Here is a 15438-nt window from a genome sequence, read left to right as displayed (position 1 = left end):
CTCCTATTTCTGATGTTTTGATAATAAATGGCGTAAGTTATCAATTTCTGTTGAAGAGAGCTTATCGTCTTCAAGGTAAGAAGCCAGCATAGAAGAAAGATTTCCATTATAATATCGCTTTAAAAAAGAATTGCTTTCCTGGCGTATATATTCATCTTCTTGGACTAATGGAGTATAGACAAATACCCGGCTTTGTTTTTCGTAGGAAAGAGCTTTTTTGGAAACAAGTCTCTTGATAAGAGTTTGAATTGTTTTTGGACTCCAGCTGGTAGTTAGAGTAAGTTTTTCTGTAATTTCATTTGTATTGATGGGAGCATATTTCCATACAATTTTCATAACTTCAAATTCGGCTTCTGAAATCTGGGGTAGTGACATAATAAAATCCTCCTGCTAAATCCTACATATGTAATAAATATATTATATTACTTGTAGAAGAAAAAAGTCAAATGGCAGATGATATATAGAATATAAAATTAATAATGTAGAGGCAATAAAGGTGAAAAAGATAGAAATTATTGAGAGAATCACAGATGCTAATGGAAGCATAAGTGAAAACATATTGACTAGCTGGGAACATAAAAACCAATTCATACCGGAAATTATAAGGTTTGGAGAATTAAAAATATATCTACAGGAACGAATTGTTAAAAAGAATGATAGTGATGTTCATCTTTCAAAATATGAATATGATATTTTACTTCTTTTAGCGAAAAGTCCAGGTAGAATATTTGGAAAAGAAATGGTTTATGATCTGGTATGGAATGAACCTTATTCCGGTGATTATAATGTGGTTATGCGACATATCTGCAATATCAGAGAAAAAATAGAAGATGATCCTGGACAACCATTATATATACAAACAGTACGAGGTGTAGGATATCGGTTTAATGGGAATTTAGGCAGCGAGTGAAATCGCTGCCTATTATTATGGTTTTACAAAGAAGGGAGTTGGTTATGAGAAGATCTTTGTATTTCAGGAGCATCCTGTTTGAGATATTTGGACAGGTTTTGATGTATCAATTCCAACTCTTTTATTTCTTGCTTAAAGGAAACGTATTGAGTATTTAGTGATTCCTTTCTGGAAATAAGATCTGCAATTTGCTCTTGCAACTTATTGGAATTAAGATGTTTCAGGTTTATACCATTTTCCTGTAAAATATGTTCAGCACCCGCGAAAAGAATAATTTGAGATTCATATTTACGGAAATAACGATCTGGATCTTTGGAGCTTTTATAATGGTCGTCGTAAATTTTATTTTTCTGATATTGTTCGGCATATTTTAGCATTTCTCGAAGATGGCGTATCTGAGACTCGAGAGAAACAACAGAGGTATTTACCTCTTTTTGCTGCATATGTAACAAGGCTATGCGGTCTTCAAGTTCTGAAAAATTATGTAGATTATGTGTGAACATCTTGTTATATTCAGCAGAGACAATTTTTAAATTTTCCTTATTTGCCCATTTCTGAAGTCCAATGTTTCCTGCTATATTGGGAGTGTTGGTGTCTATTAACTTATTACGAACAGAAGGAACAGTAGTTCTGTGGAGCTTATTATTAATGCGTTCTTTGATACGTTCCTTAGTAAAATTTTTTCCTAAAGATTTAGCACTTCCACGCACTGGATGGGACATATCGGGAGAACGAAAGGTAATGTATTTTCTGCTGTTTTCGCCAAATTCTGCGTTTTTTATTTCATATCCTTTAGCTTCCATAAATGCAAGAAATTCTGAATAAGTGGAAACGATTCGGATTGTCTGGTTGATATCTTTTCGCAGCTGCGCTTTTTTACTGGATTCAGATTTATTTGCAGCCCATTCATTGTATTTCATTCCCTTTTTACCATCTGGCATAATTGTGGACAGGTTATGTTCCTGGCATAAAGTGTCGCTGAGATTTCGTATTTTCCAGTAATTCTTTTTACAGTCATGGTAATGAGAAAAAGTGATGTTATCTGCAGAACAGAAAATTAAATGGTTATGTACATGACCTTTATCAATATGTGTTGTCAGAACATAGGAGTATTTTCCCTCCAGTAAGCGATCCGCAAGTTCTTTGCCAATTTGATGGGCTTCTTCATAGGAAACTTCACCAGGGGAAAATGCCTGAATCAGATGAAATGCCTTATTTGTATTGTGCGGATCTCTGCAGTCATGTGTATGATCCAAAGTGTATTTAAAGTCAAGAACGGCTGTTTCGGGAGAGCAGGCAAAGGAAGAAATATATAGATTCTGGTCAGTTTTATCTGGATTGCAGATGTATTCTATTGCTTTATCAACGGTTGTTTTGATACCATGGATTTTTGTAACTGCCATATTTTTTCCATTAACTCCTTTATATCGTCCAGGTCCTTTGGGTAAACTGAATTGGTACTGTTTATACGATGGGTGATCTGATTCAAATTGCTGCTGATATTGCCCAGCAGGGTATTCATTTTTCGGATATGAGAGTAGTCTACTTCATATACAAATCCATATAAGATCATTTTCCGTAGAAAGGCAGATTTGCTTTTCATCCTGGAAAGACGATATTTTTCTTCTAAAATGTATTGTTCGTCATCATTCAAATAAAATTGTACGGGATGAATTCTGGTACGTTTGCTCATTGAAATCCTCCAATTCGTTTTTTTCTATAAAAAAGAGTACAAAAAAACTGTCTAACCAGTTCGGCTATGACAGTTATGGTACTTGGTTTTTTGTTGGTTTGGACAGATGTATCTGTAAGTTATTTTAACAGGACTGGGTGAAAGCGTCAAATTAAGAAATTATAAAATATGAGAGGGCCAGGGATACTCCCTGATACATTTTGGTAGAATGAACCGGAAAGGGAATTTGACAAAATGAGCCAGGTGTCATGACACTGGCAGTGCTTGCTTCTTTTGGGGTGTAGCCTGCAAAGCAGGCTATGCAAAAGCTATAAAACATAAATAGAACTGTGAGAAGTGGTTGAGAATACAATCCTGATAGCGTATAATCAGAGCAAGAAATCGTAAGTGAGGGATAAATTTGAAACGTGAGGAAATTTTTCAATATGTGAAAGAGCAATATGGAACGGAACCGGAATATTTATGGAAAAAAGATCCTGATTCTGCGGTGCTTCGACATAAAAATGGAAAATGGTATGCTATAATTATGGCAGTGGAAAAGAAAATACTGGGATTAGAAGAAGATGGAAACATTGACATCCTGGATGTAAAATGTGATCCTGATCTGGTTGGGATGTTAATTCAAACGTATGGATTTTTACCGGGGTATCATATGAATAAGCGACACTGGATTACGATTCTTTTGGATGAATCTGTCAGTGAAGCTAAGACGCTAGATTTTCTGGATATGAGTTATGATTTAATTGACAGTGGGAAGTAATTAAAATTAAAAAGGAAGCCTTTCAGAAAAATCTCTGATCGGCTCCCAGGTATTCATTCTGGATATGTATAAGTTGATCTTTGCAACAGGATATTTTCCCAATCTCGTTCATGGCGCAGCACTCGGAGAATATGAATCTCTTTTGTTTCTTCCATTATAATATAAAAAATAATAGATGGCGGAAAAGATCTTTTATGTATGGAATATCCTCTGTACAGAATTTGAGTTCGGGGAAAGGCAGTACTGAACTGGCCTAAATTCTGCATTTGTTCTTTCAGATCAGATTGAAAACGGTCAGCACGTTGCTGGCCGAATTCTTCTTCAATATAATCTGCAATGTCTGTGACATCGTAAATTGCTTCCCAGGTTAAAATAATTTTATATTCTTGCATTTCTTCGTGCATCCCTTAATTCTGTGATTTTGCGAAAAGCATCTTCCAGTGGCAATTCACGACCAGCTTCCATATCATCAATTCCCCGGTCTAACATGCGGAGAAGATGATTGTTTTCCTGGTTTTTATCGGTTGTAGGGATTTTTTTTGTTAATTCCATGAAATCACTCCAATCATACGGTTTATAAATAGTGTATGTTGTTCAGAAGTATCTATCCATAGTTTAGCATAGAATGGGCAGCAATACAATTGAATTATTTTGCAGGAGCGTCCGTCAGACCAAGAAGATATTCGCAGGAAACATTAAATACTTCGGCCAGTGCGACAACTTCGTAGTCGGGAACGAAACGTGTGCCTTGTTCAATTCGCAGGATTGCCAGATCATTAAAATCATATCCTGCAAGTTGTAATTTGGCAGCGAGTGTTTTCTGAGTAAGATTATGAGCCTTTCGTAATTCTTTTACCCGTTGTCCTATTCTGTTTTTACTGTTCGTTTTTTTATCCCAATAAATAATCATTCTGATCCTCAAAAATTTCTAAAGATGAAGTATTATTATTGATTTTAAGGAAAAATATTGTTACTATACTTCTAAAGATGAAGTTTTTGGAAAGTTTATTTGATTTTTGAAATAAGAAAATGATAATGCTGCCTGTAATGAGAAATAATTCTAATGAGAGGTGGAAAGAAGATGAATGAATTTTATGAAGCAGTATCGAATTTATTTGAGGAATTGCGCTGTGACTCCGGAGAAAGAGAATATACAGTACAGCCGGAAGAATGGAAAGAAGCAGAGAAGAATTTGAAACAAATACAAAAGAAGCTGCCACTACATCTGGAAAAAATCCCAGAGTGTGAGCAGAATTTCTGGAATAAATATCTGGATCAGTTAGAACATTTCCATTATGAAGAGGAGCAGCGGGCTTATTACCAGGGAATGATGGATGTAGTTGAGTTTCTTATTAATATAGGGGCAATAAAGAAATCCACGAATGTTAAGAGAATGATAGAAAAATATGCACGTTAAGAGTGGCGGTATGGGAAACCATACCGCTTCTTCAGAATAATTCAGATAGAATTCAAATGAATTTCAGGGATCTTGTTTATCGTGGTCTGTAGGAATTTTGTATGTGCGCAGGTATGCTTCTACGATGGCAAGGATAGCGGTAATTTGCTCATCGTTGCATTTTGACAGGTACATGAGCAGGCGTTGATAATCAAGATTATCTGTATGATTGTTTGGATAAAACAATGGTTCAGGAGGAACATTTAAAGCGCGTACCAGTTTTCTGATTTTATGAAAACTGGGAACTCGGCCCCCATTTTCAATTTCCTTTAAATATCGGCTGGACATTTCTGCTTTTTCAGCTAATTCTTCATAAGTCAATTTTTGCTCGTGTCGGGCGTTCTTAAAAAACAATCCCAGTTCTTTATCTGTTTGTTTTGGCATATGATACACCTCCATGTTTAGTGTATAGTTCCCTTTCTTGAAAGAAAATGAACTAATATTTCACTAAAAAAGAGGGTGATATTTCACTTTTTAAAAGACATATAAAATTCTGAATTTCCGTAAAACAGATCCGGAGGTATAGGAAAGATTAAGAATTTTATTGTCTGGTATCATATCCGTCATTACGTGACGGATGAAATAGATAAATAGTTCAAAAAAGCAAATAAATTTCTTTACCTCAAAAAGTGAATTATATGCCACAAAAAATGATGGCAAAATATTATCTTTTGATATAAATAGCGTCCGATGGGCTAAAAACTACCCATTAGGACGTTTTTTATATACCTCAAAATACAGGAAAAACAATTTTCTCGTATTTATTAAGAAATTTTTTAAAAATTTCTTCCCACACCCCGACAAATGCACTCATCCGTTTGGGATATGTGTGAAGGGGAAGCAAGAACTTTGCTTATTGCCTACCGGCGGGGAAGGAGGTGAACTCTTATGGAGCAATCCTCTTTTCAAGATGAGCAGACAGTCAGACATCAGTTTGATTCTCTGTGCAAGCTGGCATTGAAAAGTGAAGTTATTAATTATGAAAAGCATATGGCATATCGCCAGAAGTATGAAGTGATGTTGTCAGAATTATCAGAAAAGGAGTTGAGCAGACTTTTTATAATGGATGAGCATGAAATGGAAACACATCGTTTTCAGGTCCTGGGTTACGACATAGAAGTCAAAGATGCATTGATTGCAGAAGCACTGCAGACACTTACTGAAAAGAAAAGGAATGTTGTGTTATTATCATATTTTATGGATATGAGTGATGCAGACATTGCCAGAGAAATGAATCTTGTACGCAGCACAATTAATGAGCATCGTAGACGATCACTGGAACTGATGAGAAAAAATATGGAGGAATCTGCAAATGAAAAAAAGTAAAAAACAGAAATGCGCATTTGATTTGCTGCCATTCCATGTTATTGAGGCAGCATCAACTGGTGATACTGAGGCAATCCAGGCAGTGTTGAAGCATTATGAAGGGTACATAACAGTTTTGGCTACCAGAAAAATGTTTGACGAATTTGGACAGGTGCATTACTGTGTAGATGAAACTCTGCGTCAACGCCTGGAAGCAAAACTGATTACTAAGACCTTGGGATTTGATACGAAATCATATGTAAGGAAAAGTAATCAGTAAAGGGAGTATTTAATATAGATTCCTTTTCCCCTTCAGGAATTTTTGTACCTTGAAAATTGTATATTGTTTTACATACAGGACGTGAAGATATGTAGAGCCACTAGGTAAATCCGCCATGATATATCTGCTCTGTTAATGGAGTAAATACGAGGAAATGCTGAAATATAACATTGAAGTAAAGGTATGGAGCGAGAAGAATTTGACAAAATGTGTAGCAGCTGCACAGGGCGACGAAGCATATCTGTGATAATGATACTTCCAGAAAAAATCTGGTCATATTTAATGACGGTGCAAAACCGATGTGGGCAGAGTACTGAACTGCCACCTGTATTGTAATTTTATCTGCCGATGACAGTGTATAAAATTGTAAATTGTCATGGGCAGATAAAAATGTTTTGTCCAAAGAGAAAAGGAGGAGAGAAGAGTGGCGATTAAAATTGAAAAAGGTAAGATTCCAATTTGGGAAAAATATATGCTTACGGTGGATGAAGCAGTGCAATATTTCGGAATAGGTGAAAAGAAAATAAGGATGCTTATTTCGGAACATCTAAATTCAGAATGTTGCTTTACAGTCCAGGTGGGGTGTAAGTCATTGATTAACCGTAAGAAATTTGAGGCCTTTCTGGATCAGACTACGTCTTTGTAAAAAATATACGAACAATTTAGCACTTTAAAGTGGAAATGTTAGCCCTGGTATGATATAATACCTATATCGTGCTAGGGCTTCTTCGTAGAAAGGGGCGAAGACGTTTGGGTAAAACAAAAAGTGACCAAAAACGACGAGATAAAAAAGGTCGAATTTTACGAAACGGAGAAAGTCAGAGAAAAGATGGAAGATATGCGTTTGTATATACAGATTGTTATGGAAAGCAGAAGTTTTTGTATAGTTGGAAATTAGAGCCAACAGATTCTCTGCCAACTGGATGCAGACCATGCTTAGCTCTAAGGGAAAAAGAAAAAAATATCCAAAGAGATTTACATGATGGTATAGTACCTTACGGAGGAAATTTAACAGTTTTGGATTTGGTTCAAAAATATATTGGACAAAAAAAGGGGGTTCGTCATAATACTCAGGCGAACTATGATTTTGTGATCAATATAATAAAAAAAGAAGAATTCGGAACCAGAAGAATAGATAAAATAAAATTGTCGGATGCAAAAGCATGGTTTATTAAGCTGCAAGCAGATGGAAGAGGATACAGTTCCATTCACAGTGTGCGTGGAATTGTAAGACCTGCATTTCAGATGGCAGTTGAAGATGATTTACTGCGCAAGAATCCTTTTGAATTTCAATTATGTACAGTTGTCGTAAATGACAGTGTTACAAGACAGGCAATTACAAAAGAACAGGAAGAGTTATTTCTGGAGTTTATCCGAAATGATGACCATTACTCAAAATACTATAATGGAATGTTTATTTTGTTTAAGACTGGACTTCGTATTTCTGAGTTTTGTGGATTGACAGTGAAAGATATTGATCTTCAGGAGAGAAAAATCAATGTGAATCATCAGCTTCAGAGAACCAGAGGAATGCAGTACGTCATTGAAGATACCAAAACTTCAAGTGGAACACGAATGTTGCCGATGACAGATGAAGTTTATGAATGTTTTGAACAGATTGTGAAAAACCGTAAAAAAGTAAGGGTTGAGCCGATTATAGATGGATATAGTCGATTTTTATTCCTGGATAAAAAAGATATGCCTGAGGTAGCACTCCATTGGGAAAAACATTTTCAGTGGGCGTTAGGAAAGTATAATCGTACTCATGAGGAACAAATGCCAAAGATCACGCCTCATGTATGTAGGCATACATATTGTTCCAATATGGCGAAAGCTGGAATGAATCCGAAAGCACTCCAATATTTAATGGGACATTCTGATATAGGGGTTACGTTAAATGTATATACGCATCTGGGATTAATTGATGCAAAAGAAGAGATGAATAGGATTGCAAAACTGGCATAGTATGATAAAATAATAGAAAAAAGAATTAAAAATAATCTGATTATAAGGTTCTTAGAGAGCCTGTTTTCCAGGCTGGTTATTACTAAGAAGTTACTAAATTTGGATAAGAAAATATACGAATTTATGCTGTGATATACAGGAAAATGACAGGATTGAAGATTATCGGAAAATGCCTGTAAACAGCGTAAATACAGCATTTCAAGGAGTTTTAAGCAATGATAAGAGTGTTATTTATCTGCCACGGCACTACCTGCACTATTGTGAACAAATAACAGAGAGAAAGGTGTATTTAAAAATTGCGTAAGGATAGGAGAAAACAATGATAAGAGTAGCTTTTTGTTGTCATGGGAATATTTGTCGATCGACTTTAAGTGAAAGCGTCTTTAACTATAAGGTAAAGGCTAAGGGCTTAGCAGATCAGTTTGTGATAGATAGTTTTGCAACAAGCCGGGAGGAAATTGGTAATCCTCCGCATAGAGGTACAGTAAATAAACTGAGAGAGGTAGGGATCCCGTTAGTGCCTCATAGAGCTAAGCAGATCTCGTTAGCTGATTATGATAAGTTTGATTATATTATTGGCATGGATACCGCCAATATACGGAACCTTAACAGGATGCTTAAGGGAGATCCGGAGGGAAAGGTGTACAAGTTTCTTTCATTCGCCGGATCAGGAAGAGATATAGAGGATCCGTGGTATACTGGAAATTTTGATGAGACTTATGATGATGTAATTGAGGGATGTGAGGGGTTTTTAAAGTATCTGAAAGAACATGGAGAACTCCACAATTAAAGAGAAGAGAATGAAGAGGAATGACCGTTTTGGATGTAAGTAGCTTCCTGTATAATAAAAAATGTGGATGTTGAAAATTGAAAATACCTCAGAGTACAATAAGACTACTGACTGGCAGGTTAGTAGTCTTATTGTACTCTGAGGTATCTACAATGAAGTTTAACACACAGAATGCAAAAATTGAAGCTATTACAGAAAAAACTTTAGTACTCGGAATCGATGTTGGAAGTGAAATGCACTATGCCAGAGCTTTCGACTACAGAGGTATCGAGTACACAAAGAAACCATTTATTTCGTATACCCATTATCCGCTATTTCAGTACCTGATACATCGCTTGTTCGCTGAGATATAAGAGGCTTGAAAACCTTTAATTTTTAATAAAAAACACTTGATTATATGAGCAGGCATACCAGTTGTTTTTTGAATATCTGGAAGCTTTCTACAATACGAAACGAATTCATAGCCATTGCAATTATATGTCGCCAAACGAATTCGAACGAGTGTATGAAAGAACGCACACTGAGGCTGAGCTTCAGGCAGGTTAAAATGGGGAGAAATTTCTCATTTTAACTTGTACTAAATCTTGACATAAGACCAATAGTAAGGTGGATTTTTAATTGAACATACAAAAAGGATTACTGTATTAGAAAATGGTGATATTATAATAGAGTTGGATATTGTGGCAGGAGCTATAATAGCAGGAAAAGATTTTCTGTTATATGTTCACGAAACTTTTCCGTTCTCCCATGGCGGAGTTCATTTTTAAAGATGTGGTTTCCGGCAGGAATCTTGCTGACAGATTTTATATCGCATCTGCTGCGACCAGTACAGAAGAGATCTGGGATGGAACCGGGAATCTGGTTTATCCACCGGCGTGGGAAGAACTGGCGAAACATGGGATCAGCTGTAAGGGGAAAAGAGCAGTACAGCTGAAGAAAGAAGATTATGAAAAATACGATTACATTCTGGAAATGGATCACTGGAATCTGAAAAATATGCTGCGTATAGTGAAGAGTGATCCGGAAAAGAAGGTAAAGCTGCTTCTGGATTACAGTGACGCTCCCAGAGATATATCGGATCCCTGGTATACGGGAAGATTTGATGTCACTTATGCGGATGTGGTGGAAGGCTGTGAAGCTTTTCTGGATTATCTGGAAAAAATGAAAAAACTGTAAGCAGATTTGTCGATGAAAACTGCTTTACAAATGGCTGTGACTATTTTATACTTGGTCTACAGCGACTCTCAGGGGAGCGCGAAGCTTCCCTTTTTCTATTGTCCCGGATGGGACATTCCATATCAAGTCAGGGCGTCCTGCCCGTTTTATTTTTCAAATCAAGAAAGGAACTGAATATGCAGAAAAGTTATGAAACCTTTATCGAGGAACTGAAATCAGGAATTCATGAAGCAACCGGGATTGTCAGGGAAAACATGCATTTTGAAAAGGAGGGTGGGAAATATGCACCTGTAGGTGACCGTCTTCTTGTGAAATTTGCAGAGCACGAGGATGCATGGGAAGTATGCGGCCTGTATACCAGGGAACTTTACAGAAATTATGAGACAGGAACTTCCATGGGGGAGATTCTGGATGAAATCGTAGGAGATATTTCCCGGATCAGGGAATCAGAAATTTATGAGAAGACCCGAGAGATCACAGATTATGAGAAAATAAAAAACAGACTTTTTATTCGGCTTCTGAATAAAGATAAATATGAAGAAGAGTTAAAAGATGCAGTATACAGATCTCTGGGAGATATTGCACTGGTTCTTTATATGAAGGTATCGGAATATAACGGATGTGTGACCAGCACGAAGATCCGTCAGAAAATACTGATTAAATGGGGAAAAAACGGCGATGAAGTGTTTAAAGAAGCTCTTTTGAATACGTACTTTATGAGTCCTCCCAGAATTTACAGATGGGAGCAGATGATCTTTAACCCAGATTATGAAGGAGAGAATTTCATGGATCTCACGGGAATTGCGAAACTTCAGAAAGATGCAATGGGAAACTGCCTGAGTACATCCAGGAAGACAAATGGAGCAGTTGCTGTATTTCTGCCGGGGGTGGCTGAACGGCTGGCATATCTGCTGGATTCTGATTTCTATATGGTCTTTACCAGTATCCATGAAGTGATGATACACAATGATCACTGTGTAGATCCGGATGATCTGGAAAATGTTCTGGAGGATACGATTAAGGAGGCAACACCGAAGGAGGACTATCTTACCTCCAGAATTTATCAGTACTGTCGGGAAACGCATAAATTCATCTGTGTTACACCGGAAAAAGAAACAGATGACATAACGGATTCGGTAATCTGAAATTACAGTCAGATCATAAAGAAATCTACAGGATATCAGGAGAAACGTAAACAGAGACTGTCCGTTCCTATCGGACAGTCTCTGTAAAAACATATAGATATCAATATTATCCTAATAAAGCAGAATCATTACTGAATTCTTCTCCGCTGGCACGTTCAAACTGATCCAGCAGGTCCTTCACAGTGAGTTTCTTCTTATCTTCACCCTGGATATCCAGAATGATCTTACCTTCCATCATCATGATCAGGCGATTGCCGTGTGCAATAGCATCTTTCATATTATGAGTGATCATCAGGGTTGTAAGGTGATCACGGTTTACGATCATGTCTGTGATTTCCAGAACCTTGGCTGCTGTCTTAGGGTCAAGAGCTGCTGTGTGTTCATCCAGAAGCAGAAGCTTTGGTTTCTGAAGTGTTGCCATAAGAAGGGTAAGAGCCTGTCGCTGACCGCCGGAGAGAAGTCCTACTTTGGAAGTAAGTCTGTCTTCCAGACCAAGTCCCAGGATTTTTAACAGTTCTTTATATTCTCCACGTTCTGCCTTAGTGATGCCTGGACGAAGGAGACGGGATTTACCACGGCGTTTCGCCAGGGCGAGATTTTCTTCGATGCCCATGGTTGCAGCCGTGCCTGTCATAGGATCCTGAAATACACGGCCGAGATATGTGGCACGTTTATGCTCGGAAAGTTTGGTGACATCAATGTTATCGATAAGAATCTGGCCCTCGTCAACAGGCCAGGTTCCTGCAACTGCATTTAACATGGTAGATTTTCCTGCACCGTTTCCACCGATAACTGTCACGAAATCGCCTTCATTCAGTTTCAGGTTCAGTCCGTTTAGGGCACGTTTCTCATTGATAGTACCCGGGTTAAAGGTTTTATAGATATTTTTAAGTTCAAGCATTTTTATTTACCTCCCCTTTTTACTGGTTTACTGAAGTATTTGCCTTTCCAGTATGGAAATGCGAGGAAGAGGGCAACCACGATGGCAGAGAGCATTTTCAGCAGGTCTGTATCGATACCCATCCAGATAACAACCTGAAGTACCAGGTAATACAGGATGGAACCAAGGATAACAGCTGTCAGGCGAAGGGCAAAATTTCGGAAAATACGTCCGAAGATCGCTTCACCGATAATAACAGCAGCCAGACCGATAACGATGGAACCACGTCCCATGTTGACATCTGCGAATCCCTGATACTGTGCAAGGAGTGCACTGGAAAGTCCTACCAGACCATTGGAGATCATAAGCCCCAGAACTTTGTTCATGCTGGTGTTGATACCCTGCGCACGGGACATATTCGGGTTACATCCGGTTGCACGAAGGGAAGAACCAAGTTCTGTTCCGAAGAACCAGTAGAGAACAGCGATAAGAATAACGCACATAACTGCTACGATAAAAATGGTGTTCTTGGAAAGGTCTGTATTCTTAATATGGCGCAGGGAAACCAGAAGATTGTATTTGTCAACATTGATCGCCTGATTGGCTTTTCCCATGATCTTCAGGTTGATGGAATACAGGGACAACTGTGTCAGGATTCCGGCAAGGATTGCCGGGATTCCCATAAATGTGTGAAAGATTCCGGTTACAAGACCGGCGAGCATTCCGGCGAGGGTAGCTGCCAGCATAGAAATCCAGACGTTATGTCCGGAAAGCATCATCATAATACATACTGCGCCACCGGTACACATGGTTCCATCAACGGTAAGGTCTGCAATATCCAGGATACGGAAAGTGAGATAAACTCCGATCGCCATAATTCCCCAGATCAGACCCTGAGCCACTGCACCGGGAAGTGCAGCGATTAATGTCATAATTTGCATTTGTTATTTCCTCCTGTTGAGACGCGAAAAGCGAGAGAGGTGTCAAAACCTTTCCCGCTGATCGCATATAAGTTAAATTTTATTCTGATCTTATTCAGCAGCTTCTTCCGTATCATCTGCTGTTTCTTCGGCTGTGTCGTCAGCAGCTTCTTTTGTGTCATCGGAAGCTTCTCCGATAGCTACATAGTCATCCGGAACAGTAACGCCGAGTTCTTCACAGATATCTTTGTTATATTCTTTGGTAAAGTTAGGTGCATATTCAATTGGCATTGTGGAAATGTCTTCTCCGTCTTTTAAGATCTTAACGGCCATTTTACCGGTTGTAACACCCAGGTCATAGTAGCTGATGGAAAGAGTTGCAACACCACATCCGTTGCAGATTCCCTCTTCACCTGCGATTACCGGAACTTTTGCCGGAAGGCAGATGTTGTTGATGATTTCTGTGTTAGATGCAACAGTATTATCTGTCGGTACATAGATCACATCGCTTGCATCGGCAGCTGTTGTAACAACGGAAGAGAGATCGTTGGAATCAGAGAATGCATAATATTCACAGGTGTATCCGAGTTTTTCCAGTGCATCTTTTACTGTATCTACCTGATACTGGGAATTCGCTTCTGCTGAACAGTAGAGAAGTCCTACATTCTTGGCATCAGGGAAAAGTTCGTTAAGCATTGCAGCCTGCTCATCAAGTGGTGCGAGGTCTGCAGTTCCGGAAATATTTCCGCCTACAGTTCCATCGAAATCATCAAGTCCAAGTGCAACGCCGTATTCTGTAACGGAAGTTCCAAGGATCGGGATATCACTTGTTCCAGCTGCTGCAGCCTGAAGAGCCGGAGTTGCGTTTGCAAGGATCAGGTCAACGTTGTTGGAAACAAAGCTGTTAACGATTGTTGAACAGGTATTGGAATCACCCTGTGCGTTCTGCTCATCAAATGTAACTGCCTCTTCACCGAGTTCTTTGATAACTTCATCTTTGAATCCCTGTGTTGCTGCATCAAGAGCGTCATGTTGTACAAGCTGGCAGATACCGATATTATATGTATCTCCGTCAGCGGCACTTGCTGTTACTGCGCATGTTCCCATTGCCATGACTGCGGCAAGAGTGATGGTTAATGCTTTTCTTTTCATATATGGTTCCTCCTAAAATTATATTTGGAATAAATTGACTTTTTCAGTATAATGCTTTAACGCTTAAAAGTCAAGAAGTATATTGAAAGTTAAAGAATTAAATAAGGGATACAAAAGGGAACCATGAAGAAAAGGAAAACATATAATGAAACAGAAATGATTTCTTCTGTCGGTGCATAAAACAGCACAGGCAGAAAAAGGAAGGGATATATTATGGCTTATTCGATCATGCTGGATGCAGGACACGGCGGACAGGATCCGGGTGCAGTATATAAGGGACGTCAGGAAAAGGATGATAATCTGAAACTGGCACTGGCTGTGGGGAAGATTCTGGAGGATAACGGAATTAATGTTTCTTATACCAGGACAACAGATGTTTATCAGACACCATTTGAGAAAGCACAGCTGGCTAATCAGGCAGGTGTGGACTATTTTATTTCTTTTCACAGAAACAGCAGCTCGAAAGATAACCAGTATAATGGGGTAGAAGTGCTGGTTTATGATAAAAGTGGGATAAAGTACCAGATGGCAGAGAATATTGTAGGAGCACTTGGAGAACTGGGATTCCGGGAAATCGGAGTGAAAGAAAGGCCGGGACTTGTAGTTCTGCGCAGAACAAAGATGCCGGCACTGCTCATCGAAACAGGTTTCATTAATTCAGATGAGGATAATAAACTGTTTGATGAAAAATTCGACCAGATTGCCAGAAGCATTGCCGAAGCTATACTGGGAACCCTGGATCAGGAGACAGTGGAGGAACCTTTGTATTACCGGGTACAGACAGGATCTTTTAGGAAAAGGGAAAATGCAGATCGCATGTTGTATCAGCTTCTTGAGAAAGGATATCCGGCATTTTTGCTGCATGAGAACGGACTGTATAAAGTACAGACCGGAGCATATCAGCAGATTGGGAATGCAGTAAACATGGAGCAGCGGCTGCGGGATGACGGATACAGCACAGTGATCGTTACGAGATAAGATGGCAGAGGGGTTACTTTATCTGTCA

The 15438-nt window shown here is 38.5% G+C and carries 21 protein-coding genes and 2 pseudogenes; 13 read left to right on the top strand and 10 right to left on the bottom strand.

All coding sequences use genetic code 11. From position 1 onward, the window contains the following. Window positions 1-3: 3 nt before the first annotated feature. The gene (locus R8695_RS11155) at window positions 4-378 is read right to left on the bottom strand and encodes a BlaI/MecI/CopY family transcriptional regulator (protein WP_092073165.1); all 375 of its coding nucleotides are present in this window, start codon (window positions 376-378) and stop codon (window positions 4-6) included. 118 nt (window positions 379-496) lie between these two features. Here R8695_RS11155 and R8695_RS11150 point away from each other — a divergent pair, with 118 nt between their 5' ends. Next, window positions 497-910: a winged helix-turn-helix domain-containing protein gene (locus R8695_RS11150; protein WP_005426519.1), complete on the top strand. Its 414-nt coding sequence runs from the start codon at window positions 497-499 to the stop codon at window positions 908-910. Between the two features lie 23 nt (window positions 911-933). Here the strand turns inward: R8695_RS11150 and R8695_RS11145 are convergent, their stop codons facing one another. After that, window positions 934-2313 (bottom strand): relaxase/mobilization nuclease domain-containing protein, encoded by a 1380-nt coding sequence (locus tag R8695_RS11145; RefSeq protein WP_154780525.1) that lies wholly within the window; start codon window positions 2311-2313, stop codon window positions 934-936. Then, the gene (locus R8695_RS11140) at window positions 2262-2603 is read right to left on the bottom strand and encodes a MobC family plasmid mobilization relaxosome protein (protein ID WP_154780524.1); all 342 of its coding nucleotides are present in this window, start codon (window positions 2601-2603) and stop codon (window positions 2262-2264) included. The genes R8695_RS11145 and R8695_RS11140 overlap by 52 nt, the downstream gene beginning before the upstream one ends. 400 nt (window positions 2604-3003) lie before the next feature. On the opposite strand from R8695_RS11140, the gene R8695_RS11135 reads away from it, so the two are divergent. Then, window positions 3004-3363 carry an MmcQ/YjbR family DNA-binding protein gene (locus tag R8695_RS11135; RefSeq protein WP_154780523.1) on the top strand — a complete coding sequence of 120 codons (360 nt, stop codon included), beginning with the start codon at window positions 3004-3006 and terminating at the stop codon, window positions 3361-3363. Between the two features lie 53 nt (window positions 3364-3416). Here R8695_RS11135 and R8695_RS11130 read toward each other — a convergent pair whose 3' ends face one another. The 3 genes from R8695_RS11130 to R8695_RS11120 form a co-directional block, all read right to left on the bottom strand. Continuing rightward, entirely contained in the window at window positions 3417-3755 is a 339-nt protein-coding gene (locus tag R8695_RS11130) for a type II toxin-antitoxin system RelE/ParE family toxin (RefSeq protein ID WP_019162149.1), read from the bottom strand. Then, window positions 3742-3915 (bottom strand): hypothetical protein, encoded by a 174-nt coding sequence (locus R8695_RS11125; RefSeq protein ID WP_021650358.1) that lies wholly within the window; start codon window positions 3913-3915, stop codon window positions 3742-3744. Before R8695_RS11125 ends, R8695_RS11130 begins: the two co-directional genes overlap by 14 nt. Before the next feature lie 94 nt (window positions 3916-4009). Continuing rightward, the gene (locus R8695_RS11120; protein ID WP_015541275.1) at window positions 4010-4273 is read right to left on the bottom strand and encodes a helix-turn-helix domain-containing protein; all 264 of its coding nucleotides are present in this window, start codon (window positions 4271-4273) and stop codon (window positions 4010-4012) included. Window positions 4274-4444: 171 nt separating this feature from the next. Here R8695_RS11120 and R8695_RS11115 point away from each other — a divergent pair, with 171 nt between their 5' ends. After that, window positions 4445-4780 (top strand): hypothetical protein, encoded by a 336-nt coding sequence (locus R8695_RS11115; RefSeq protein ID WP_243096989.1) that lies wholly within the window; start codon window positions 4445-4447, stop codon window positions 4778-4780. A gap of 63 nt (window positions 4781-4843) precedes the next feature. Here the strand turns inward: R8695_RS11115 and R8695_RS11110 are convergent, their stop codons facing one another. Further along, window positions 4844-5203: a helix-turn-helix domain-containing protein gene (locus tag R8695_RS11110; RefSeq protein WP_015524620.1), complete on the bottom strand. Its 360-nt coding sequence runs from the start codon at window positions 5201-5203 to the stop codon at window positions 4844-4846. A 504-nt stretch (window positions 5204-5707) separates the two neighbouring features. Here R8695_RS11110 and R8695_RS11105 point away from each other — a divergent pair. From R8695_RS11105 to R8695_RS11065, 9 genes and pseudogenes are all read left to right on the top strand, one after another. Beyond that, entirely contained in the window at window positions 5708-6145 is a 438-nt protein-coding gene (locus R8695_RS11105; protein WP_005426505.1) for an RNA polymerase sigma factor, read from the top strand. Next, entirely contained in the window at window positions 6132-6404 is a 273-nt protein-coding gene (locus R8695_RS11100; RefSeq protein WP_015541278.1) for a helix-turn-helix domain-containing protein, read from the top strand. The genes R8695_RS11105 and R8695_RS11100 overlap by 14 nt, the downstream gene beginning before the upstream one ends. A 424-nt stretch (window positions 6405-6828) precedes the next feature. Further along, a complete protein-coding gene (locus R8695_RS11095) occupies window positions 6829-7050 on the top strand; it encodes an excisionase (protein WP_021650362.1) in 222 nt (73 codons plus the stop codon). Window positions 7051-7154: 104 nt separating this feature from the next. Then, window positions 7155-8369 carry a site-specific integrase gene (locus R8695_RS11090; RefSeq protein WP_154780522.1) on the top strand — a complete coding sequence of 405 codons (1215 nt, stop codon included), beginning with the start codon at window positions 7155-7157 and terminating at the stop codon, window positions 8367-8369. A 319-nt stretch (window positions 8370-8688) separates the two neighbouring features. Continuing rightward, window positions 8689-9159: a low molecular weight protein-tyrosine-phosphatase gene (locus R8695_RS11085; protein WP_118512335.1), complete on the top strand. Its 471-nt coding sequence runs from the start codon at window positions 8689-8691 to the stop codon at window positions 9157-9159. Window positions 9160-9311: 152 nt separating this feature from the next. Further along, window positions 9312-9446 (top strand): annotated as a pseudogene (locus R8695_RS11080) (IS110 family RNA-guided transposase); the annotation flags it as partial. Between the two features lie 124 nt (window positions 9447-9570). Then, window positions 9571-9705, top strand: a pseudogene (locus R8695_RS17710) (hypothetical protein); the annotation flags it as partial. Between the two features lie 174 nt (window positions 9706-9879). Further along, the gene (locus R8695_RS11070) at window positions 9880-10335 is read left to right on the top strand and encodes a low molecular weight protein-tyrosine-phosphatase (RefSeq protein ID WP_167515478.1); all 456 of its coding nucleotides are present in this window, start codon (window positions 9880-9882) and stop codon (window positions 10333-10335) included. Window positions 10336-10511: 176 nt separating this feature from the next. Continuing rightward, window positions 10512-11480, top strand: a complete 969-nt coding sequence (locus R8695_RS11065; protein WP_154780521.1) for a DUF5688 family protein — start codon at window positions 10512-10514, stop codon at window positions 11478-11480. Between the two features lie 106 nt (window positions 11481-11586). On the opposite strand, the gene R8695_RS11060 is transcribed toward R8695_RS11065, so the two are convergent. From R8695_RS11060 to R8695_RS11050, 3 genes are all read right to left on the bottom strand, one after another. Continuing rightward, window positions 11587-12381, bottom strand: coding sequence for an ABC transporter ATP-binding protein (locus tag R8695_RS11060; protein ID WP_154780520.1), 795 nt, complete (start codon window positions 12379-12381; stop codon window positions 11587-11589). A 2-nt stretch (window positions 12382-12383) separates the two neighbouring features. Beyond that, the gene (locus tag R8695_RS11055; protein WP_118512329.1) at window positions 12384-13301 is read right to left on the bottom strand and encodes an ABC transporter permease; all 918 of its coding nucleotides are present in this window, start codon (window positions 13299-13301) and stop codon (window positions 12384-12386) included. A gap of 90 nt (window positions 13302-13391) precedes the next feature. Then, window positions 13392-14432, bottom strand: a complete 1041-nt coding sequence (locus R8695_RS11050; RefSeq protein WP_154780519.1) for an ABC transporter substrate-binding protein — start codon at window positions 14430-14432, stop codon at window positions 13392-13394. Window positions 14433-14645: 213 nt separating this feature from the next. Between R8695_RS11050 and R8695_RS11045 the strand changes: the two genes are divergently transcribed. After that, complete coding sequence (locus R8695_RS11045) at window positions 14646-15410, top strand: N-acetylmuramoyl-L-alanine amidase (RefSeq protein WP_118512325.1); 765 nt, start codon at window positions 14646-14648, stop codon at window positions 15408-15410. Window positions 15411-15438 lie beyond the last annotated feature (28 nt).

This window comes from Blautia luti (genome assembly GCF_033096465.1).
GTDB classification, from domain to species: domain Bacteria; phylum Bacillota; class Clostridia; order Lachnospirales; family Lachnospiraceae; genus Blautia_A; species Blautia_A luti.
Note: the sequence above shows the minus strand (reverse complement) of the source record. Positions and strands in the feature narration are given on the sequence as shown.